Source organism: Luteimonas aquatica, assembly GCF_022662575.1.
Lineage (GTDB): Bacteria > Pseudomonadota > Gammaproteobacteria > Xanthomonadales > Xanthomonadaceae > Luteimonas > Luteimonas aquatica.
Genome location: NZ_JALBFU010000020.1, coordinates 1 through 20455, shown reverse-complemented (window position 1 = coordinate 20455; position 20455 = coordinate 1). Strand labels below are relative to the sequence as shown.

17 protein-coding genes are annotated in these 20455 nt (G+C 69.3%); 12 read left to right on the top strand and 5 right to left on the bottom strand.

Features of this window, described 5'->3' with window-relative positions; all coding sequences use genetic code 11:
- Nucleotides 1–817, top strand: an 817-nt coding sequence (locus tag MD221_RS17030) for an HYD1 signature containing ADP-ribosyltransferase family protein (protein ID WP_277928951.1), incomplete at its 5' end; no start/stop codon positions are given.
- A complete protein-coding gene (locus MD221_RS17025; RefSeq protein ID WP_242113264.1) occupies nt 814–1098 on the top strand; it encodes a DUF6881 domain-containing protein in 285 nt (94 codons plus the stop codon). The genes MD221_RS17030 and MD221_RS17025, both read left to right, overlap by 4 nt.
- 68 nt (nt 1099–1166) lie before the next feature.
- Here the strand turns inward: MD221_RS17025 and MD221_RS17020 are convergent, their stop codons facing one another.
- Together MD221_RS17020 and MD221_RS17015 are read right to left on the bottom strand one after the other, a co-directional pair.
- On the bottom strand, nt 1167–2411 hold the full coding sequence (locus MD221_RS17020; RefSeq protein ID WP_242113263.1) for an NAD(P)/FAD-dependent oxidoreductase: 1245 nt from the start codon (nt 2409–2411) through the stop codon (nt 1167–1169).
- Nucleotides 2412–2418: 7 nt separating this feature from the next.
- A complete protein-coding gene (locus MD221_RS17015; protein ID WP_242113261.1) occupies nt 2419–3732 on the bottom strand; it encodes an MFS transporter in 1314 nt (437 codons plus the stop codon).
- A gap of 209 nt (nt 3733–3941) precedes the next feature.
- On the opposite strand from MD221_RS17015, the gene MD221_RS17010 reads away from it, so the two are divergent.
- The 5 genes from MD221_RS17010 (at nt 3942) to MD221_RS16990 (ending at nt 9516) form a co-directional block, all read left to right on the top strand.
- On the top strand, nt 3942–4601 hold the full coding sequence (locus MD221_RS17010; RefSeq protein ID WP_242113258.1) for a response regulator: 660 nt from the start codon (nt 3942–3944) through the stop codon (nt 4599–4601).
- Nucleotides 4598–6433, top strand: a complete 1836-nt coding sequence (locus MD221_RS17005) for a sensor histidine kinase (RefSeq protein ID WP_242113252.1) — start codon at nt 4598–4600, stop codon at nt 6431–6433. The genes MD221_RS17010 and MD221_RS17005 overlap by 4 nt, the downstream gene beginning before the upstream one ends.
- Nucleotides 6434–6528: 95 nt before the next feature.
- Nucleotides 6529–6993, top strand: coding sequence for a hypothetical protein (locus MD221_RS17000; protein ID WP_242113251.1), 465 nt, complete (start codon nt 6529–6531; stop codon nt 6991–6993).
- Nucleotides 6994–7076: 83 nt separating this feature from the next.
- Complete coding sequence (locus tag MD221_RS16995; RefSeq protein WP_242113247.1) at nt 7077–8198, top strand: hypothetical protein; 1122 nt, start codon at nt 7077–7079, stop codon at nt 8196–8198.
- A gap of 67 nt (nt 8199–8265) precedes the next feature.
- A complete protein-coding gene (locus MD221_RS16990) occupies nt 8266–9516 on the top strand; it encodes an MAC/perforin domain-containing protein (RefSeq protein WP_242113245.1) in 1251 nt (416 codons plus the stop codon).
- A 50-nt stretch (nt 9517–9566) separates the two neighbouring features.
- Here MD221_RS16990 and MD221_RS16985 read toward each other — a convergent pair whose 3' ends face one another.
- Nucleotides 9567–11843, bottom strand: coding sequence for a primosomal protein N' (locus MD221_RS16985; RefSeq protein WP_242113241.1), 2277 nt, complete (start codon nt 11841–11843; stop codon nt 9567–9569).
- Nucleotides 11844–12299: 456 nt separating this feature from the next.
- Between MD221_RS16985 and MD221_RS16980 the strand changes: the two genes are divergently transcribed.
- Together MD221_RS16980 and MD221_RS16975 are read left to right on the top strand one after the other, a co-directional pair.
- Complete coding sequence (locus MD221_RS16980; protein WP_242113238.1) at nt 12300–13343, top strand: sigma-70 region 4 domain-containing protein; 1044 nt, start codon at nt 12300–12302, stop codon at nt 13341–13343.
- On the top strand, nt 13330–13962 hold the full coding sequence (locus MD221_RS16975) for a DUF3106 domain-containing protein (RefSeq protein WP_242113236.1): 633 nt from the start codon (nt 13330–13332) through the stop codon (nt 13960–13962). Before MD221_RS16980 ends, MD221_RS16975 begins: the two co-directional genes overlap by 14 nt.
- Nucleotides 13963–13972: 10 nt before the next feature.
- On the opposite strand, the gene MD221_RS16970 is transcribed toward MD221_RS16975, so the two are convergent.
- Nucleotides 13973–15151, bottom strand: a complete 1179-nt coding sequence (locus MD221_RS16970; RefSeq protein ID WP_242113233.1) for a DUF3667 domain-containing protein — start codon at nt 15149–15151, stop codon at nt 13973–13975.
- Between the two features lie 150 nt (nt 15152–15301).
- Here MD221_RS16970 and MD221_RS16965 point away from each other — a divergent pair, with 150 nt between their 5' ends.
- Nucleotides 15302–16744 (top strand): MATE family efflux transporter, encoded by a 1443-nt coding sequence (locus tag MD221_RS16965; RefSeq protein ID WP_425602300.1) that lies wholly within the window; start codon nt 15302–15304, stop codon nt 16742–16744.
- A 200-nt stretch (nt 16745–16944) separates the two neighbouring features.
- Nucleotides 16945–18864 carry a signal peptide peptidase SppA gene (gene sppA, locus MD221_RS16960; protein ID WP_242113226.1) on the top strand — a complete coding sequence of 640 codons (1920 nt, stop codon included), beginning with the start codon at nt 16945–16947 and terminating at the stop codon, nt 18862–18864.
- Between the two features lie 69 nt (nt 18865–18933).
- On the opposite strand, the gene MD221_RS16955 is transcribed toward sppA, so the two are convergent.
- Nucleotides 18934–19161, bottom strand: coding sequence for a hypothetical protein (locus MD221_RS16955; RefSeq protein WP_242113224.1), 228 nt, complete (start codon nt 19159–19161; stop codon nt 18934–18936).
- A gap of 62 nt (nt 19162–19223) precedes the next feature.
- Here MD221_RS16955 and MD221_RS16950 point away from each other — a divergent pair, with 62 nt between their 5' ends.
- Nucleotides 19224–20000, top strand: a complete 777-nt coding sequence (locus tag MD221_RS16950; protein WP_242113220.1) for an SDR family oxidoreductase — start codon at nt 19224–19226, stop codon at nt 19998–20000.
- Nucleotides 20001–20455: the final 455 nt, after the last annotated feature.

The following is a 20455-nucleotide window of genomic DNA, read 5'->3' as shown; positions in this document are numbered from 1 at the left end:
GCACGTGCTGGATGCGGCCACCGGCATGAACTACATGCAGCAGCGCTATTACGATCCGGCCATCGGACGGTTCCTCAGCGTGGATCCGGTGACGGCGAACTCAGGAACTGGAGCGAACTTCAATCGGTACTGGTACGCCAACAACAATCCTTATCGATTTACCGATCCGGATGGAAGGCAAACTTGTGACTCAGCATGCGGTGCAGATGAAAACGAAGTAAGAGATGGTGGTAACGGGAATTTCTTCGTTGGGATTTTTAAGGCTTTTCGTGATGGATTCGCTCCAATTGCACACGGAATTGTCGATCCGTATGGCACAAACATTTCTACTGATTATGATCGAATTGGCCCTGGTCCAGGGCATGTTGAGCAAGGTGGGTACAAGTTTGGAAGCGCTCTTATGGTGGCTGAGGGGGCTAGAGGGTTCGGCCAGGTCTCTGGGGGGGCGGTATCAAATCTCGCTGTGAGCAGTAGCAGAGCTAGGTCACTTTATCATTATACGAGTGATGCTGGCATGAGAGGAATTCTGGAAAGTAATCAGCTGCTGCCGTCTTTGAGATCACTAAATCCGAATGATGTTCGATATGGGAACGGGCAATATTTGTCGAATATTGTTCCTGGAACAAGAACAAGTGCTCAGCTTTCTCGTGATTTTCTTGGGCAGCCGTTTCAAGGTAGACGCTATACTAACTATGTTGAGATAAATGTCACGGGGCTTAATGTTGTTGAAGGGAGATCAGGGGTTTTTGTCGTGCCAAACGATGATCCTCTTGATGTTGTGGGAAGAATAATCAGTAGTGGGAAGAATTCCCCATGATCTATTTAAAGGTGAGGTGGATTCATAACAATTTGAATGACCCAATTTTGCTATTCAGCGAATTGGATGAAAATAGGAATGAGATAAGAAAAATAGAGATTTTCGCCAATAGCAGAATAGGGTATGCATCATTTAGCGAATCCGGCGGCGAGACAAGGCTTGGAGAAGCCCCGATTCCAGATAGCGAAGAGATTTCGCTAGATCCACAATTTATTATAGAGAAAACTGATAAGGACGAATTTGAGAGGATGTGGTCGAATGCCGTGCGGCGCGTTGTTTGAGGAAATTAAACGCTGAAAAGTAAAGCGACATTACATCTCAATGATCTTTCTTGCTCAATATGGGGGTCTTATTTGCCCAGGATGATCCGCGCCGCGCGCTGGTAGCTCCAATAGGCCCAGGTCCAGTTGAGCATCACGATCAGGCGGTTGCGGAAGCCGATCAGGAAGAAGATGTGCACCACCAGCCAGAACAGCCAGGCCGGGAAGCCGGACAGGCGCAGGCCGTGCAGTTCGACGATGGCCTTGTTGCGGCCGATGGTGGCGAGGTTGCCGAAGTCGCGGTAGCGGAAGGCGGGCGTCGGGCGGCCGGCCAGGCGCGCGCGGATCGCCCTGGCGACGTGCGCGCCCATCTGCTTGGCGGCCGGCGCCACGCCGGGAACGGGCTTGCCGTCCTGCTGCACGCTGGCGAGGTCGCCGGCGACGAACACCTCCGGTGCGTCCGGCAGGCTCAGGTCAGGCTGTACCAGCACGCGGCCGGCACGGTCGAGCGGCGCGCCGAGCGCGCGCGCCAGCTTTGATGCCGCCACGCCGGCCGCCCACAGCACGGTGCGCGCGGCGATGCGTTCCTCGCCCAGCTGCACGCCCTCGGCGTCGATGGCGCCGACCGGGGTGCCGGTGCGCACCTCCACGCCGAGCTTCTCCAGCTGCGCGCGCGCCTTGGCCGAAAGCGACTCGGGGAAGGAGGAGAGCACGCGCGGACCGGCCTCCAGCAGCATCACCCGGGTCTCGCGCGGGTCGATGCGGCGGAACTCGCGCTTGAGCGTGTGCCGCGCGATCTCCGCCAGCGTGCCGGCCAGTTCCACGCCGGTCGGGCCGCCGCCGACGATGGCGAAGGTGAGCAGGGCGCGCCGCGCCCGCGCGTCGGGTTCGGCCTCGGCGCGCTCGAAGGCGGACAGCACGCGGCGGCGGATCAGCAGTGCGTCGTCGAGGGTCTTCAGGCCTGGCGCGTGCGCGGCCCAGTCGTCGTGGCCGAAATAGGCGTGGGTGGCGCCGCTGCCGACCAGCAGGCAGTCGTAGGTCAGCGGTTCGCCGTCGCGCAGCCGCACGGTGTGCGCGGCGGTGTCGATGGAGACGGCCTCGTCCATCAGCACGGTGACGTTGCGCTGCCGGCGCAGGATGTGGCGCAGCGGCGCCGCGATGTCGGGCGCGGACAGTCCGGCGGTGGCCACCTGGTAGAGCAGCGGCTGGAACAGGTGGTGGTTGCCGCGATCCACCAGGGTGATGCGCACGGCGTCGCCGGCCAGTGCGCGCGTGGCCCACAGGCCGGCGAAACCGCCGCCGATGATCACGATATGGGGAGTGGCGTCCGTCATCGTCGCCTCAGGCCGGCTCGTGGTCGCGATCGATGCGCGAATGGTGTTTGGTATCGCGCATGGTGGCGTACACCAGCAGCGAGAGGGCGGTGCAGCCGGTCACGTACCAGTAGAACCAGGGCTCGTGGCCGATCTGCTTGAACCACAGCGCGATCAGCTCCGCCGTGCCGCCGAAGATGGCCAGGGTCAGCGCGTAGGGCAGGCCGACGCCCAGGGCGCGGATGTGCGCGGGGAACAGTTCGGCCTTCACCACCGCGTTGATCGAGGTGTAGAAGCTGGTGACGGCCAGGCCGGCGACGACCCAGGCCAGCGCGGCCTGCGTGGTGGTGGACGCGGCGATGCCGCTGAGGATGGTGTAGCTGAGCAGCGTGCCGAGCACGCCGAAGGCGATCAGCAGCGGGCGCCGGCCGATGCGGTCGGACAGCGCGCCGAACAGCGGCTGCAGGAAGATGAAGACGATCAGCGACAGGGCGGAGATCTGCGTGGCCTGGGCCTTGCTGAAGCCCGCGCTGTTGACCAGGAACTTCTGCGGATACGTGGTGTAGGTGTAGTAGGAGATGGTGCCGCCCAGGGTCAGCCCGATCACCGTCAGCACCTCGCGCGGATATTTCATCAGCTCGCGGATGCTGGCCTTGGGCCTGTCGCTCCTGGCCACGGCGTGGAAGGACTCGGTTTCTTGCATGGTGCGGCGCAGGAACATCACGGTCACGCCCAGCAGGGCGCCGATCACGAACGGGATGCGCCAGCCCCAGGCATTGAGCTGCTCCTCGGTCAGCAGCCAGCGCTGCATCACGATCAGCACCAGCAGCGCGATCAGCTGGCCGAGCACCATGGTGACGTACTGGAAGCTGGACCAGAAGCCGCGATGGCGCTTGTCCGCCATCTCGCTCAGGTAGGTCGCCGAGGTGCCGTACTCGCCGCCGAGGCTGACGCCCTGGATCAGGCGCGCGAGCACCAGCAGGATCGGCGCGGCGACGCCGATGCGCTCGTAGCCAGGGCAGATCGCGATCAGCAGCGATCCCGAGCACATCAGCAGCACCGACCAGACCAGGGCGGTGCGGCGGCCGTAGCGGTCGGCGAACAGGCCCATCAGCCAGCCGCCGATCGGCCGCATCAGGAAGCCGACCGCGAACACGGCGGCGCTGTTGAGCAGTTCCAGGTTGCGGTCGCCCTTGGGAAAGAAGTGCGGCGCGAAATAGATGGCGAAGGAGGAGTAGGCGAGCCAGTCGTACCATTCGACCAGGTTGCCGGCCGAGCCGCTGAAGATGCTGCGCAGGCGGCGCGCCGGTGTCATCGAGGCGGCAGTGGCGGTCGCGGTCATGGGGCGCTCGTCCGGCGGGGGCATCCCATTGTGGGCCAAATCCGCCGCACCCGGAACGGTTCGCATTCATGCCGGTCGCACCGTGCGTGCGGCGCAAGGTGCGTGCAGCGCCGCAAGCGGTGCGGTGTGTCGCATTCGGCCGACGACCGCGCTGGCATAATCGATGCGCTGCGTTTGGGGGCGAAGCCATGGATGTGCGGGCGGTGTCGATGGATTCGATCCTGATCGTCGAGGACGACCGGGACAGCCAGGAGCGGATGCGCCGCCTGGTCGACGAGATCGCGCAAGCGCAGGCGCGCGTCCTGGTCGCCGCGACCGTCGCCGCGGCGCGGGCGGCGCTGGACAAGGCTTCCTTCGCCCTGGCCCTGGTGGACGTGCGCCTGCCCGACGGCAACGGCATCGAGCTGATCGACTGGATGCGGCGCGCGCGGCCGCAGACCCAGGCGGTGATCGTCTCCGCCTGGGCGGAAGAGGAACTGATCCTCTCGGCGGTGCGCGCGGGGGCCATCGGCTACCTGCTCAAGGACGGCGAGGACGAGGAGCTGCGCATCTCGCTCAAGAGCCTGCAGCGCGGCGGTGCGCCGATCGATCCGACCATCGCGCGGCGCATCCTGGCGCTGCTGCCGCAGGTGCTGCCGCGCGCGGCCGAGTCCGCGGTGCCGAGCGCCTCGGTGCCGCCGCTGTCGGAGCGCGAGCGCGAAATCCTCCGACTGGTGGCGCAGGGGTTCAGCAACCGGGAGATCGCCGAGCTGATCTCGCTGTCCAGACTCACCATCGAATGCCACACCAAGAACATCTATCGCAAGCTCGCCGTCGGTTCGCGCACTGCCGCGGTGTTCGAGGCGCGCTCGATGGGATTGCTGGGGTGAGGCAGCGTCTGGTCGTTTTGCTCTCGGCGCTGTGGCTGGCGGCGCTGCTTCCCTCGCCGGCGCCGGCACGGATGCCGCCGCCGCTGCTGAAGATCGAGCGCGCCGAGGCCGCGCGCTCGGGCTGGGGCGCGCAGGCGCCGCCGGACAAAGGCTGGGTCGCCGTCGAGCTGATGGACCAATGGCAGACGCGGTGGCCGGGGCACGACGGCGTGGTCTGGTACCGCCTGCGCTGGCGGCAGGCGGACGCGGGCGCGCCGACGGGGCTGCTGATCGACTATGCGTGCATGGCCTCGGCGGTGTATCTCAACGGCAGCCTGATCGCGCGCGATCCGAGCCTGGTCGAGCCGCTCTCGCGCAGCTGGCACAGCCCGCGCTACTTCCTGCTGGATGCGCCGCTGCTGCGAAGCGGCGAGAACGTGCTGCTGGTGCGCGTGTCGGGATTGAGCGCCTACCAGCCGGCGTTCGGCCCGGTCACGGTGGGCGACCCCGCTAGGGTCGAGGCCGAGTTCCGCCGCGGCCAGCTGCTGCGACACGACCTGCAGTTGCTCGACACGGCGATCAGCGCGGTGCTGGCGGCGCTGTTCGGCCTGTTCTGGCTGTTGCGGCGCCAGGATACGACCTACGGCTGGTTCGCCTTGAACGGCCTGTTCGGCATGCTCTACAGCTACAACTACATCGCCCCGAGCCCCTGGCCGTTCGCTTCCACCGACGCCTGGCAGGCGTTCAACGGCGCCGCCTACGTCGCGCTCGCCGCGACCTATTCGGTCTTCCTGCTGCGCTACGCCGAATCGCGCTGGCCGCGGCTGGAACGGGGACTGCTGGGACTGTGCGCACTGGCGTTCGCGGCGGCCTTGGCCGCGCCGCAGTGGATGGGGCCGCATCGCAACGTCTATGTGGTGCCGATGATCGGCTTCCATTACGCGGCGAGCCTGGCGTTCGTGGTCTTCGCCGCGCGCTGCCGGCGCCGCGACTACCGCGTGCTCGCGCTGTGCGTGCTGGTGCCGATCCTGGTCTCGGTGCACGACCTCGGCCTGTACCTGGGCTTCCTCCGCGGCGACGCCTACCTCGGCTCCTTCACTTCCCCGGTGATGCTGGTCGGCATGGGCTTCGTGCTGGCCTATCGCTTCGTGGGCGCGATGCGCGCGGTGGAAGGGTTCAACGTCGAGCTGCGCCGCGAGGTGGCGGCCGCCACCGACGAGCTGTCGGCCACGTTGCGCCGCCAGCATGCGCTGGAGCTGTCGCACAGCCGCGCCGACGAGCGGCTGAAGCTGGTGCGCGATCTGCACGACGGCTTCGGCGGGACCCTGGTCGGCGCCATCACCCGCCTGGAGCGCGCCTCCACGGACGTGTCCAGGGGCGAGACCGTGGCCTTGCTCAAGGAGATGCGCGACGACCTGCGCCTGGTGATCGAGACCACCGCGCAGGAGCACGCGGACCTGGCTACCGTGCTGGCCCCGCTGCGCCACCGCGCCAGTCGGCTGCTCGAGTCGGCCGGCATCGAAAGCGACTGGCGATTGCGCGACCTGGCCGGCGTGGAGCTGGACAGCGCGCGCAGCCTGGACCTGCTGCGCCTGCTGCAGGAGGCCTTGACCAACGTCTTTAAGCACAGCACCGCGCGGCGCGTGGAGGTCAGCGTGGCCCGCGCGGACGCGCGCATCCAGGTGCGCGTGCGCGACGACGGCCGCGGGCTCGGCGCCGGCGCGCCGGGCGAGGGCGGCAGCGCCGGCCTGGCCAGCATGCGGCTGCGCGCGCAGCGCCTGGGCGGCGCCCTGCAACTGGAGTCCGCCGGTCGCGGCACCGAATTGCGCGTGGTGTTCCCCGTCACACCTTGATCCGGCTACCTGTTTTCGGGGATGGCGCCGAAAACGCCGCCGCGAATACTTCCCCCACGGCATTCCGCCGTTACGCCATCCCAAGGGGGACCACCATGCATACCGGAATCAATCGCAGCAAGAACGCGGTTTCGCCGCCGCGCCGCACGGCCTGGAGCGCAGGCGTCGCGCTCGCGGCCTGCCTCGCCGCACAGCCGGCGCTTGCGCTCGACACGTCGAAAGCGGCGATGGCGAAGAAGATCTCCAACGGCGATCCGATCCCGAAGGGATGGATCGTGGTGCGCGACGGCAACGTCAAGGACAAGCAGAACTACGCCAAGGAAGACCTCGACCAGAACAAGAAGCTGCGCGGCGTTTCCGCGCTGTGCGCGGAAAACAACGCCGACGTCGCCAAGCTGGTGAAGAGCGACAAGACGCGCAAGTGGGGCAATCCCAACCAGGCCAGCGTGACGACGATCGTGAACCTGGGCGGCGGCGTGCGGAAGGACGAGCAGCCCAAGAACCCGAGCCATTGCCTGATCAGCGGCCTGACGGTCGGGCAGATGATCGGCGTCTGGTAAGCCGGCCGCGTCGGCAGGCGCGCGGCACGCTTCGCCGCGCCCGCGCGCGACTGCGCACACATCAGGCAATCACGGGAGGACCCATGTCGCAAGTTCAAGTTCACAAGGGCACGGGCGAGCACGACAGCGTCCGCATCGGCCTGGAGCCGCAGGACACGCTCGACGGCGTGCGGCGCCGGCTGGAGGCCGAGGGCTTCATCGGCGCCGACCAGCCGGCGGTGAAATACCGCTTCATCAACATGCGCCAGCTCGATTTCAGCGCGGACGCGAAGGTGGTCATCGACCGCAGCCTGGAGCCGCAGCTGCCGGCGATGGCGGTGCTCGGACAAGGCGGGCAGCTGATCCTGAGCAATACCGCGGGCAAGCGCCCGGACCTGGTGGGCGTGGGCACCGATTGGTTCTTCGATCGGTTCGTCGCCGTGCGCGTCAGCTTGAACGCGCAGGATGCCAGCGCCAGGCGGCGCAACCAGGAGATCGGCGCGTTCCAGCCGATGATGCTGACCAACGTGGTGCCGACCAACAATACGCCCGGGTTCTGGAACAATGTCTGCGTGTGCGTGGAGAACAGCGTCGTCGAGTTCGAGGTGCGCTCCTGGGGCGCGATGGGCTTCGAGGTGCAGCTCTCGGACGAGCTGACCGGTCCGTTCTGGCAGATGTGGGCCCGGTTCGGCGAGGGCGACAAGAACCGCTACGCGACCATGCTCGCCAGGCATTTCGGCGCGGACAAGACCATCCAGGTCAGCGGCGCCGACAGCATGAACATCGTCGACGGCAGCGAGGTCGTCCGCTTCCAGAAGATCACCGTGCGCACGCGCCGGGTGACCGCCTATACGCTCGGCGGCAAGAAATACGAGAGCCACAGCTTGCCGCAGGCGCCGGGCGCGCCGCGGGTGTCGCGCGCGAGCGTGGCCCTCGGTGCGGCAAGCGCTTCGGCGGGCCACGACGTCCGCCGCGCGCTGGCCAATGCGCGCAACCCCGGGGACACGACCGCCGTGCCGGGCGATGCGATCAAGCCCGGCGGCATCACCAAGGGGCCCGACAGCGACGCGCCGCTCGGCGGCGGCCGTGTGGACGGCTGGGAGATCGACGACTGGACCCAGGCGCTGGGCGAGATCGTCATCTACTTCTTCGTGTTCAAGAGCCTGGAGGCGGCGCGCAAGGTCATCGACGGCTACAACGCGCCCTCGCCCGACGCCTGGCGGTAGACGCGCTCGCGTCGCCGCCGCGCGCCGGGGCGCGCGCGTCCATCCATCCATTTCGAGGCGATCCATCATGAGCGAATCCACACTCACGCGCGTCGTCGTGCGGCGCAGCGATTTCAAGAGCAAGGCCTTCAAGCTCGACACCGGCGCCAGCCTGGCCGAGGCGCGCGCGGCCCTGCAGGCGGCAGGCTTCATGTCCGAGGAGGACTGCTTCCTGTGCGAGAGCGAAACCGTCTCCGTCGACCGCGACCAGGAAGCGGGGATGCTGCTGGAAGAGGTGCTGAAGGACGGTGAGCTGCGCATCGGCCAGGCGCTGCCCGACGTGCCGAGCGAGGTGCACCTGCAGTTCCCGTCGCTGCCGGCCGACAAGCAGAAGCGCATCTACGCCAACGCGGAGATCTTCCGCGGCTTCGTGATCAGGGACGAGGGCTTCGCCAAGGGCACGCAGAACGTCTACGTCTTCGCCCCGGGCTACCTGCCGCTGGCCAGCCGTCCGGAAAAGAACACCGAGTTCGTCTCCGGCTTCGCCTTCTCCAAGGCCATGATCGAGACGCGCGAGACCGCCACGCGCAGCACCAAGCTGGAGCTGTCCACGCCCTTCCTGAGCGCCGAGAGCGAGTTCAGCAAGACGCGCGAGCACACCACCACCAGCACCAAGACCGAGGAGTTCCTGCTGGCCAAGCTGATCTTCTCCTACGCGGACGTGGCGATCGACCCGGCGCAGCTGGAAGTCAATCCGCGTTTCGTGGCCGAGCTGGCCGACGTGCTGGACGGCCTGGAATACCGCAACTTCCACGGCCTGATCCGCAGCCTGGAACGCTGGGGCTACTACATTCCCTGCCGCTTCGCGCTCGGCGGCGCGGTGATCGGACGCGAGCAGACCCAGGTCGACGAGTACACAGAAGCGGAGAACGAGAGCAAGGAATTCTCCGCCTCCTTCAAGCTCGACATCAAGGGCTACGGCGGCGGCGCCTCGCATACGCGCAAGGACGAGAAGGGGCGCACCGACACGCACGAGACCAAGTACGTGAACATCCAGAAGCAGATGCGCGGCGGCAGCCCCAACCTGGAGAGCAATCTCGACGACTGGGTCGCCTCGCTCAAGGATCCAGCGACGTGGGTGATCGCCGACGTGCAGGATTTCTGGCCGACGCTGGAGCTGCTGCGCCTGGACGAGGGCGACGGCAACCGCCTGCTGGGGCGAGCGCTGCGGCTGCTGGACAAGTTCGCCGGCTGGCCGGAGGCGCACAAGCTGGTGCGCTACCTGGACCTGCGCGCCTATGCCTCGCGCATCCAGGGCTCGATCAACCCGTTCGATTGATCAGCGGCCCGATCGGGCGATGGCCTCGGTCGAACGGGCCATCGCCGGTTTCAGTACAGATCGAGCGGATCGACATCGAGCGACCAGCGCACCCTGCGCGCTTCCGGCAGGCCGTAGACGAGCGGCAAGCCCGCTTCCAGCAGGCGATGCAACGGCCGGCGCTCGTCGGCCGCAAGCAGCAGCTGCGCGCGGTGCATGCCGGCGCGCCTGGCCATCGGCGCGGGCAAGGGGCCGTGCAGCGCGACAGACGCCTGCTTGTCGGCGAGCGCCCGCTTGGCCGCGTGCAGGAAGGCCATCGGCGCGTCGGCCTGCTTGGCCTCCGCGCGCAGCAGCGCCAGATGCCCGAAGGGCGGGAAGCCGGCGGCCTGGCGCTGCGCCAGCTCCTGCTCGGCGAAGGCGTGGTAGCCGCCCTGGATCAGGGTCTGCAGCAAGGGATGCCCGGGGTGGTGCGTCTGCAGCCAGACCGTGCCGGGCTTGTCGGCGCGCCCGGCGCGCCCGGACACCTGGATCAGCAGTTGCGCGAGTTTTTCCCCGGCGCGGAAATCGGCGGAGAACAGGCCCTCGTCGATGCCGACCACCGCCACCAGTGTCAGATTGGGCAGGTCATGGCCCTTGGCCAGCATCTGCGTGCCGACCAGGACGCCGGGGCGCTCGCCCAGGGTATCGAGATGGCGTTCCATCGCGTCCTTGCGCCGCGTGCTGGCGCTGTCCACGCGCACCACCGGCACGTCGGCGAAGGACTGGGCGAGGGTTTCCTCGATGCGCTCGGTGCCGTTGCCCTGCGGCTGCAGGGCGAGGCTGGCGCAGTCGGGGCAGGCGGGGGGCGCGGGCTGGCGCGCGCCGCAGTGGTGGCATTGCAGGCGCCGTCCGCCGGCGTGCACGGTCATCGGGCTGCCGTGCTCGGGCGTGCTGCAGCGCGGGCAATGCGCGCTCCAGCCGCAGTCGTGGCACAGCAGCACCGGCGCGTAGCCGCGGCGGTTCTTGAACACCAGCACCTGCCCGCCCGCGTCGACCGCCTCGCGCATGGCCTGCAGCAGCTCCGCCGACAGGCCGGCCTGCAGCGGACGCTTGCGCACGTCGAGCACCCGCACGCGCGGCGGCTGCGCGTTGCCGGCGCGGTGGCGCAGGCGCAGGTGCGCGTAGCGCCCGGCGCGGGCGTTGTGCAGCGACTCCAGCGACGGCGTGGCGCTGCCCAGCAGTACCGGCACGTCGAGCGCCTTGCCGCGCACCAGGGCGAAATCGCGGGCGTGGTAGCGGATGCCGTCCTGCTGCTTGTAGCTGCCGTCGTGCTCCTCGTCGACGACGATCAGCCCGGCCTGCGGCAGCGGCACGAACACCGCCGAGCGCGTGCCGACGATCACCCGCGCCTCGCCGCGCCAGGCCGCGGCCCAGACGCGGCTGCGCTCGCCCTCGGCCAGCCCCGAGTGCAGGGCGTGCACCGGCACGCCGAGCCGGGCGCGAAAGCGCGCCAACGCCTGCGGGGTGAGGCCGATCTCGGGCACCAGCACCAATGCCTGCCGGCCGGCGTCGAGGCAGCGGGCGATCGCCTGCAGGTAGACCTCGGTCTTGCCGCTGCCGGTGACGCCGTCCAGCAGCAGCGGCGCGAATCCCTGGCAGGCGCCGATCGCGGCGATGGCCTCGGCCTGTTCCGCGTTCGGCGTGGGACCGGGCTGCGGCATCGGCGCCAGTTGCGAGGCCGGCACGGCCACGCGTTCGGCCAGCCCGCGCCTGGCGAGCGCGCGCGCGGCGCCGCGCCAGTCGTCCATCAGCGCGTCGAGGGAATCCTCATCGCGTTGACGATGCGATCCGATGTCGCGTTGAGGAGGCGCCTCGATGGCGCGGTCGCTGCCGTCGCCCGGCCGCGTGGCGGACAGCAACTCGGCGAACCGCCGCGGCCGCGTGCCGGCGCGCAGCCCGGCCAGGGCGGTGGCGCCGGCCTCGGTCAGGCGCCAGGCCCAGGCATGGGTCTCGGGCAGGGGCTCGCCGCGGCGCAGCGCCGCGGGCAGGGCGGTGGACAGCACTTCGCCGAGCGGGGCGTGCAGGTAGCGCGAGAGCCAGGCCAGCGACTCGGCCAGCTCGCCCTGCAGCAGCGGGTCGGGATCGAGGCAGTCGAAGATCGCGCGCAATTCGCGCGCGTCGTCCTCGCCGGGACCGACGTCGGCCACCACGCCGACCAGCTCGCGCGGCCCGAAGGGCACGCGCACCCGCCGGCCGATCCAGTCCGGCGCCACCGCCGCGCCCTCGGGCGCGCGGTAGTCGAACAGCCGCGGCAGCGGCAGCGGCAGGGCCACGCGCAGCACGGAGACCGGAGAAGGGGCGTCGGGCATCGACAAAGTCTAGCGATGCGGCGCCGCAGATACCGAGATCACGCTTTGCGTTCCATTGCTGCCTTGACTTATACCAATCGCCTGCAAGTTATCGCGCCCAAACGGATTTTCCCCTTATCCACACCTGCTGTGGATAAGCCTGTGCATCACGCGCCGCGAGTGTTCAAACTCCCTGAAAATCAGGGCCTGCGCCGAAACTTGGTCAAAAAAGTGCCAAACCTGAATTTTCCTTCCAATTCATCGACTTACCCGTGAAACATTGCGGAAACAAGGGGGGCGGGCAAGGCGAATGCGTGCTTCATGACGAAGCGATGACCGCTGTGCACAACCGGTCGCAAGCGGTTTGCTGCGCGTGGAACATTCATGCGGGGCCGGCGGCTCGCCAGCCGCTATCATGCCGGGCCCGAAACCCGACCGCCGTCGCGTTTGCGCCGCAAGACCGATGATGTCCCGCACGTGATCTCCCGCACGCCGAAAGCCCCCGCCCCGCCGCCCGCCGCCCTCACCGCCTTCCTGCGCGGCGCCGAGCGCCGCGGCGCGGTGTTCGCGCAATTGCAGGCGGGCAATGTCGATACCGGCGAGCGCGCCCTGGCCTCGGCGATGCGGGCGTTCCGCTTCGCCGCCGCCGACCAGGCGGTGGCCGACTGGCCGCGCCAGTTCTGGGCGCTGCTGCTGGCCACCCCGGAATTGCGCGAGCCGCCGTCGACGCCGCACTGGGACGGCGACTTCGCCTTCTTCTCGCGCATCGGCAGCGGTCCGCGCGCGGCGCTGCTGTTGCGCCTGGTGGCCGGCCTGAGCGAGACCGATGCCGCCGGCGTGCTGGGCGTGGCGCGGCCGACCTATCGCCTGGCGCTGCAGCGCGCGCTGCCGCACCAGGCCGACGGGCGCCCCGACCCGACGGCCTGGCGTCTGCTGGGCGATGCCGCGCAGCGCGCCGTGCGCGAGCTGCCGCCCGAGCGCCTGGCGCACCTGGCGCGGCTGCGCGAGGCGGCCCTGCTCGGACGCCGCCTCGATCCGCTCCCCGAACCCGAGTCCGAGACCGGGCCGTCGCCATCGTCCGACGCCGCCGTGCGGCCGCGCTGGGTATGGCCGGCCATGATCGCCGTGGCCGCGCTGTGCCTTGCCGCCTTCCTTGCCACCTTCTTCCTGCCGGGCGCCGGCCTGCCGGACGATCCGAACGCGCCGCGCGTGCAGGTGGCGGCACTGCCGCCCGCGCAGGCGCCCGCGGAGACCTTCGATGCGCAGGGCGCCCTGCTCACGCATCCGGATTTCGAGCAGATCTTCGAGGACATGCCGCCGGCGGCGGACGGCGAGGCGGCCCTGGCGCGCGCCGCGCGCGGCGATCCCGGGTTCTACGCCTGGCTGGCCGCCGGCGCGCCGGAGCCGCGCATGGCGCCGGTGTCGGCGCCGGATGCCGTGCCGGAATCGCCGCAACCGCCACCCCCGCCGGCGAACCAGGCGCCCGAGACGCATTCGGAGACCGAAGATGCGTTGCTGTAAGCCCGTCCTCGGCGTCTTGCTCTGCGCGCTCGCCGCGGCGGCGCCCGCGCAGTCGCTGCCGGCGCCGTGGCAGCGCGCAGCCGAGCGCGTGTCGCCGCAGATGCGCGAGCAGCTGCAGCAGCGCAGCGCGCGCCTGGGCGCGATGACGCCGGCGCAGCGGGAGGCGTTCCGCCAGCAGGTCGCGGCCTGGGATGCGCTGGCGCCGGCGCAGCAGGGGGCGCGCCGCGAAGCCTACCGGGCCTGGCAGGGGCTCTCGCTGTCCGAGCGCGCGCAGCTCCTGGAAGCCGCGCGCCGCTATGCCGCCATGCCGGCGGCCGAGCAGCAGGCGTTGCGGCAGCGCTTCGACGCCCTGGACGGCAGCGAGCGCCGCGGCTGGCTGCTCGGCCCGACCCTGGGCGCGGAGTGGCCGCGGCTGCAGCCGTTGCTGGCGCAGGTGCCGGGCGCGGAGCGTGCGGCGCTGCTGTCGGCGCTGCAGACGATGACGCCGGGACAGCGCGCGGAACTGGCGACGCTGGTGCAGCGCACGCCGCCGCAACAGCGCGAGGCCCTGCGCAAGGGCCTGCTGTCGGCGCCGGCCGCCAATCGCGATGCCTGGTTGCAGACGCAATTGGCGCGCTGAGGCGCCGCGCTCAGGACGAGAGGCCGGCGACCGCCGCGTACAGCGAGGCGAACACCACCAGCACCGTGTAGATCAGGCCGATCACCGCGTAGCGCGACAGCAATCCGGGCCAGCCGCCGCCGTACACGCGGCGCTGCATCAGCAACAGGTAGAGCGGCGTCCATAACCACAGCGCGCTGCCGCACAGCCCGGTCAGCGTCGCCAGCCATGGTGCCGAGGCGATGCTGCCGAGCGCGAACAGCACGAATGCGGCCAGCAGCGTCAGCAGCAGGTAGGCGTGGCTGTAGAGCGCCACCACCAGGTGCTCGAGATACGAGCGCCCGGAGCCGAGATACAGCAGCTTGAGCAGCAGCGCGAACACCGGCATCAGCAGGAACAGCGCCGTCGGCACTGCGCCGAGGAAGGCCTGGATGTACAGGTCGGCGTGGCCGCCCATGCGCGCGATGTTGGCCTTGGCCTTGCCGATGCGGGTGTTGAGCCAGCGGTTGGCGAAGTCCGGCCACCAGCCGACGTCGACGGGATTGGTCTGCGCGTTCCACGGCTTGCCGTTGAACGACCAGAATCCGTCCTGCCATGCCTGGTCCGTCTTGTTGCCGCCGGTCGGGCCATGCGCATCGGCCGGGGCGTGCGTGCCGCCGGTCGCCGCGCCGGGCTCGAGCTCGGCCAGACGTGCGGCGGCGCGTTCGCGGATGGTGGCCTGCGCGGTGCGCAGCGCGATCTCCACGCCCGGCGTGCGCTCGGCGTCGGCCAGCGCCTGTTGCACCCGGCCGATGGCGCCGTCGCGCGCGCGCCGCACCTCGGCGGCGGTCTGCGCGCGCGCGATCGCGTCGCTGCTGTCCACCACCACGCGCTGGTCGGATTCCACGTGCACGATGAGCTTGCCGACGAAGAACGTCAGCAGGCTCAGGATCACGAACAATCGCAGCGGCGGCACGTAGCACACGCGGTGGCCGCCCAAATATTCGGCGGCGACGCGGCCCGGCGCCAGCAAGCCGCGCAGCGTGCGGAAGATGCGTCCGTCCAGGTGCCAGAAGGACTCGAACACCTCCTCGACCGCGTGCGCGAAATGCTTGAGCGGGTTGTGCGCGGACTGGCCGCAGCGATGGCAGAAATGCCCTTGCAGCGGCGTCGCGCAATGCTCGCAGGCCGCCGGCGTCCCGGCGTCGGCCGGCACAGTGTGTTCCGTCATTCCATTCCCCATGCGTGAAGCGTCCGCCGCGCGCCGTTTCACGGGGCCAGGCGACGAAGACACGGTAAGATAGCGGTCCGCCGCGACCCGGTGCCAGCGCCCGACATCCGATCGGACGCGCGGCCGCAGTCGCGAGAGTCGTTCCTCCCCATGTCTTCCGCCTCCGCCCTCCCGCGTTTTCGCGACGAAGTGCGCACGACGGCCGTGCTTGCCGTGCCCCTGGTGCTGGGGCACTTCTCCACCGGGCTGATCGGTTTCGTCGATGCCGTGCTTGCCGGCCACCACCACACCGCCACGCTGGCGGCGGTCTCGGTGGGCACGGCCTTGTTCTGGCTGCCGATGATGGTGCCGATGGGCACGCTGATGTCGCTGCCGCCGTCGGTGTCGCAGCTCAACGGCGCCGGCCGCCAGGCCGAGATCGGGCCGCTGTTCCGGCAGGGGCTGTGGCTGTCGGTCGCGCTCGGCCTGTTCCTGTTCGCCTTCCTGACGGCGGCCACGCACGCGCTGGAACCGATGGGCATCGCCGCCGAGATCCGGCCGGGCGCCGCGGCGTTCCTGCACGGCATCCGCTGGGGCGTGCCGGCGCTGACCCTGTTCTATTGCATGCGCTATCTCAGCGACGGCATGCATTGGACGCTGCCGACCATGCTGTTCGGCTTCGGCGGCCTGTTGCTGCTGATTCCGCTGGGCTACGTGTTTACCTTCGGCAAGTTCGGCATGCCGGAGATGGGGGCGGGCGGGCTCGGCGCCGCCTCGGCGGCGATGATGTGGATGCAGGCGCTGGGCTTCTTCGTCTATCTGGCGCGCTCGCGACGCTTCGCATCGCTGCGCCTGTTCGCCCGCTTCGATCGCCCGCACTGGCCCGCGATCCGCGGCCTGCTCGGCACCGGCTTGCCGATCGGGGTGATGGTGATGATGGAAGGCGGCCTGTTCATCTGCACCGCGCTGCTGATCGGACGCCTGGGCGAGGTGCCCTCGGCCGCGCATCAGATCGCCATCAACGTCGCCAGCCTCTGCTTCATGATTCCCTTCGGCCTGGCCGAGGCCACCACGGTGCGCGTAGGCCATGCCATCGGCAGCGACCGCGGCGCGCTCGGCGTGCGCCGCGCCGCCTATGCCGGCTACGCGCTGGTGATCGGCACGCAGGCGTTGTCGGGCCTGATCCTGCTGATCTGGCACGACGGCATCGTGGCGCTGTACACGCGCGATGCCGCGGTGGCCTCGCTGGTGGCCACGCTGCTGCTGCTGGCGGCGGCCTTCCAGTTCCCCGATGGTGTGCAGGTGCTCTCCGCCGGCGCCCTGCGCGGCCTGAAGGACACGCGCGTGCCGATGCTGCTCACCGCGGTGGCCTACTGGGGCATCGGCATGCCGCTGGGCGCCGGCCTCGGGCTGGGGCTGGGCTGGGGGCCGCGCGGCATGTGGCTCGGCCTGATCGGCGGCCTGCTGTTCGCGGCGGTACTGCTGGCCTGGCGCTTCCTGCGCTCGACCCGGGAGGACCGTTTCGCCCGCTTCGGCGCCGTTGCCTCCGCCGCGCCGGCGCTGGCCGCCGCGCCGGATGCCGGGCTGGAAGCGGTGGCCGAAGTCCGCGACTAGGCCCGCCGGGGCTGGAAGCGGTTTCCGGCCCGCGACGGCGGCGGCGTCGGGCGCGAAGCTGTTAAGGTTGCGCCGGGACGGCACTGGCCGTCTTTCAGGGTGACCGATGGCGCATGACAGTGCGCTGCCAACGCCGTCACACTCCAGGCTGTCGCAACCCCTTCCCCAGATTCGTACACCGTCCTACGGAGTTATCCCGCATGTCTGCCCAGCCGGCCCAACGCGGCCCCGTCGCCGCCTTCTTCGTCCTGGTCTGGGACGCCATGAACTTCACGCGGCGCCTGATCTTCAACCTCGTCTTCTTCGGCCTGCTGCTGCTGATCCTGCTGGCCATGCTGTTCGCCGCCGTCAGCGGCCGCGGCGGACAACTGCAGGACCGCACCACGCTGGTGATCGCGCCCGAGGGCACGCTGGTCGAGCAGTACAGCAGCGATCCGGCCAGCCGCGCGCTGGCCAAGGCGCTGGGCGACAAGTCGGCCGGCGAGGTGCAGCTGCGCGACGTGCTGCGCGCGCTCGACGCCGCCCGCACCGACAAGCGCATCGACCGCGTGCTGCTGCGCGTGGACAAGCTGCAGTTCTCCGGCTACGCCTCGATCCGCGAGGTGGCCGCGGCCATCGCCAAGCTGCGCGCCTCCGGCAAGCAGGTGATCTCCTTCGGCGAGAACCTCGACCAGCGCCAGTACCTGCTGGCCGCGCAGGCCGGCGAGGTCTACCTCGATCCCATGGGCGGCCTGCTGCTGGAGGGCCTGGGCCGCTACCACCAGTACTTCCGCGAGCTGCTGCAGGACAAGCTCAACGTCGACGTGCACGTGTTCAAGGTCGGCGAGTACAAGTCGGCGGTGGAGCCGTACATGCTCGACGCCGCCTCGCCGCAGGCCAAGGAAGCCGATCTGTTCTGGATGAACGACGTCTGGCAGCGCTACCTGGCCGACATCGCCAAGGCACGCAAGCTGACGCCGGAGCAGCTGGCCAACGACGTCGACACCCTGCCCACCGGCGTGTCCGAGGCCAAGGGCGACCTGGGCGCGTACGCGCTGCAGCGCAAGCTGGTGGACGGGCTGAAGACGCAGGAAGAGGTCGAAAGCCTGCTCGTGCAGCGCGGCGCGGCCGACGAGGACGCCCCGGGCGGCTTCCGCCAGGTCTCGCTCGGCGACTACGTGCAGCATCTCGACATGGCGGTCTCGCCGATCGACGAGCGCCCGCAGGTGGCCGTGGTGGTGGCCGAGGGCGAGATCGTCGGTGGCGACCAGCCGGCCGGACGCATCGGCGGCGAGTCGACCGCGGCGCTGCTGCGCGAGGCGCGCGAGGACGAGAAGGTGAAGTCGGTGGTGCTGCGCGTGGATTCGCCCGGCGGCGAGGTGTTCGCCTCCGAGCAGATCCGCCGCGAGATCGTCGGCCTGAAGAAGGCCGGCAAGCCGGTGGTGGTGTCGATGGGCGATCTGGCCGCCTCCGGCGGCTACTGGATCAGCATGAACGCCGACCGCATCTACGCCGATCCCTCGACCATCACCGGTTCGATCGGCATCTTCGGCGTGATTCCGACCATTCCGCGCACGCTGGAGAAGGTCGGCATCCACACCGACGGCGTGGGCACCACCCGCTTCGCCGGCGCGTTCGACATCACCAAGCCGCTGGCGCCGGAAGTGGGCCAGGTGATCCAGTCGATCATCGAGAAGGGCTACCGCGACTTCACCGGCCGCGTCGCCAGCGCGCGCAACCGCAGCGTCGAGCAGATCGACGAGGTGGCGCGCGGCCGCGTGTGGAGCGGCGCGCAGGCCAAGGAGCGCGGACTGGTCGATCAGTTCGGCGGTCTCGCCGACGCGGTCGCCGACGCCGCCGCGCGCGCCAAGCTCGCCAAGCCGGAAAACTATCGCGTGCGCTATATCGAGAAGATGCCTTCGCCGTTCGAGCAGCTGGTGACCAATTTCGCCAACAGCCGCGCCGGCGGCGCCTGGCTCGCCCGTTCCGGCTTCGGCCAGGAGACGCTCGCGCAGCTGCTGCTCGGACGCGCCATGCCGCAGGCCGCGCACGACCTGCAGTTCCTGCAGCGCGCGGCGGTGTCGATGCGCGAGAACGGCACGCCGGTGAAGGCGCTGGCGTACTGCTTCTGCGGGCTCTGAGCTCCGCTGGCAAGTCCGCGTTGCGATGAAAACGCCCGGCCCAGGCCGGGCGTTTTGCTGTGCGGGCTCTCAGCCTTGCGGGTCGAGCGCTGCTTTCTGCCGGTCGTCGTGATCCTGCAGCGCCTTCTCGGCGGCCTTGGCCTTGTCGATCGATTCGCGCATGGTCTTCTGCAGCTGCGTCGCCTGCGGCTCGGGCTGCTGCTCGGTGGGCGGCGGTTCCGGGCGCCTGCAGGCGCCGCACGCCAGCATCAGGGTGACCGTCAGCAAGAGCCCGGTGGGGAAGGAAAGGCGCGGCATCACGGCATCTCCGGTTGGCCCGGACGGTATGCTACGCCCATTCCCCCGACCGGAGGCACGCTATGGATCCGCATCGTTGGCGCCTCGACGGCCAGCTCGCCCTGGTCACCGGCGGCAGCGCCGGCATCGGCCGCGCCATCGCCCGCGAGCTGCTCGGTTTCGGCGCCAGCGTGGTCATCGCCGCGCGCAACGGCGACGCCCTGGAGGCCGCGCGCGACGAACTGGCCGAGGAGTTCCCCGACGGCGAGATCCGCGCCCTGGTCGGCGACGTCGCCGACGACGAGCAGCGCCGCGAGATCCTCGACTGGATCGAGGACCGCGGCGAAGGATTGAACATCCTGGTCAACAACGCCGGCGGCAACCTCACCAAGGCCGCCGACGACTACACCGAGGACGAGTGGCGCGAGATCTTCGAGATCAACCTGTTCTCCGCCTTCGAGCTCTCGCGCTACGCGCATCCATTGCTCACCAAGCACGCCGCCTCCAGCATCGTCAACGTCGGCAGCGTGTCCGGCTGCACCCACGTGCGCAGCGGCGCGCCCTATGGCATGAGCAAGGCGGCCATGCACCAGATGACGCGCAATCTCGCCGTCGAATGGGCCGAGGACGGCGTGCGCGTGAATGCCGTCGCGCCCTGGTACATCCGCACGCGCCGCACCTCCGGCAAGCTCGCCGATGCGGACTACCTGGACGAGGTGCTGCTGCGCACGCCGATGGGCCGCGTCGGCGAACCGGAGGAGGTCGCCGCCGCCGTCGCCTTCCTGTGCCTGCCGGCGGCCGGCTACATCACCGGCGAGTGCATCGCCATCGATGGCGGGTTCCTGCGCTACGGGTTCTGATCGGCCAGTCCGTCGGACTGGCGCCCGTTCAGTTTGAAAGAGTGGGCTGGACGCAAATCCATGTTCCGGATTTGCCGCGGTCGCGTGTCTTGNCGCCGCCGCCGTCGCCTTCCTGTGCCTGCCGGCGGCCGGCTACATCACCGGCGAGTGCATCGCCATCGATGGCGGGTTCCTGCGCTACGGGTTCTGATCGGCCAGTCCGTCGGACTGGCGCCCGTTCAGTTTGAAAGAGTGGGCTGGACGCAAATCCATGTTCCGGATTTGCCGCGGTCGCGTGTCTTGATACGGACAACAGGAACCATCTCCCTTCCTTGGGCGAGCGCAGGATGCGGCAAGGCGCCGCTCGGCGGGCCTCCGGCCGTGACAGGGCCGGAGAGGGGGGCGTCTAGACCGCAAGGTCGAGGCGCCCCGGGCGGGGTCATGAGGTTCTGGCAGGCAGGACTGCAAGACCGGGC

Excerpts from the sequence above, each read along its gene's own strand:
- MD221_RS17025 (WP_242113264.1), top strand. The coding sequence starts at position 814 with ATGATCTATTTAAAGGTGAGGTGGATTCATAACAATTTGAATGACCCA.
- MD221_RS17020 (WP_242113263.1), bottom strand. The coding sequence starts at position 2,411 with ATGACGGACGCCACTCCCCATATCGTGATCATCGGCGGCGGTTTCGCC.
- MD221_RS17015 (WP_242113261.1), bottom strand. The coding sequence starts at position 3,732 with ATGACCGCGACCGCCACTGCCGCCTCGATGACACCGGCGCGCCGCCTG.
- MD221_RS17010 (WP_242113258.1), top strand. The coding sequence starts at position 3,942 with ATGGATTCGATCCTGATCGTCGAGGACGACCGGGACAGCCAGGAGCGG.
- MD221_RS17000 (WP_242113251.1), top strand. The coding sequence starts at position 6,529 with ATGCATACCGGAATCAATCGCAGCAAGAACGCGGTTTCGCCGCCGCGC.
- MD221_RS16995 (WP_242113247.1), top strand. The coding sequence starts at position 7,077 with ATGTCGCAAGTTCAAGTTCACAAGGGCACGGGCGAGCACGACAGCGTC.
- MD221_RS16990 (WP_242113245.1), top strand. The coding sequence starts at position 8,266 with ATGAGCGAATCCACACTCACGCGCGTCGTCGTGCGGCGCAGCGATTTC.
- MD221_RS16985 (WP_242113241.1), bottom strand. The coding sequence starts at position 11,843 with ATGCCCGACGCCCCTTCTCCGGTCTCCGTGCTGCGCGTGGCCCTGCCG.
- MD221_RS16975 (WP_242113236.1), top strand. The coding sequence starts at position 13,330 with ATGCGTTGCTGTAAGCCCGTCCTCGGCGTCTTGCTCTGCGCGCTCGCC.
- MD221_RS16970 (WP_242113233.1), bottom strand. The coding sequence starts at position 15,151 with ATGACGGAACACACTGTGCCGGCCGACGCCGGGACGCCGGCGGCCTGC.
- MD221_RS16965 (WP_425602300.1), top strand. The coding sequence starts at position 15,302 with ATGTCTTCCGCCTCCGCCCTCCCGCGTTTTCGCGACGAAGTGCGCACG.
- sppA (WP_242113226.1), top strand. The coding sequence starts at position 16,945 with ATGTCTGCCCAGCCGGCCCAACGCGGCCCCGTCGCCGCCTTCTTCGTC.
- MD221_RS16955 (WP_242113224.1), bottom strand. The coding sequence starts at position 19,161 with ATGCCGCGCCTTTCCTTCCCCACCGGGCTCTTGCTGACGGTCACCCTG.
- MD221_RS16950 (WP_242113220.1), top strand. The coding sequence starts at position 19,224 with ATGGATCCGCATCGTTGGCGCCTCGACGGCCAGCTCGCCCTGGTCACC.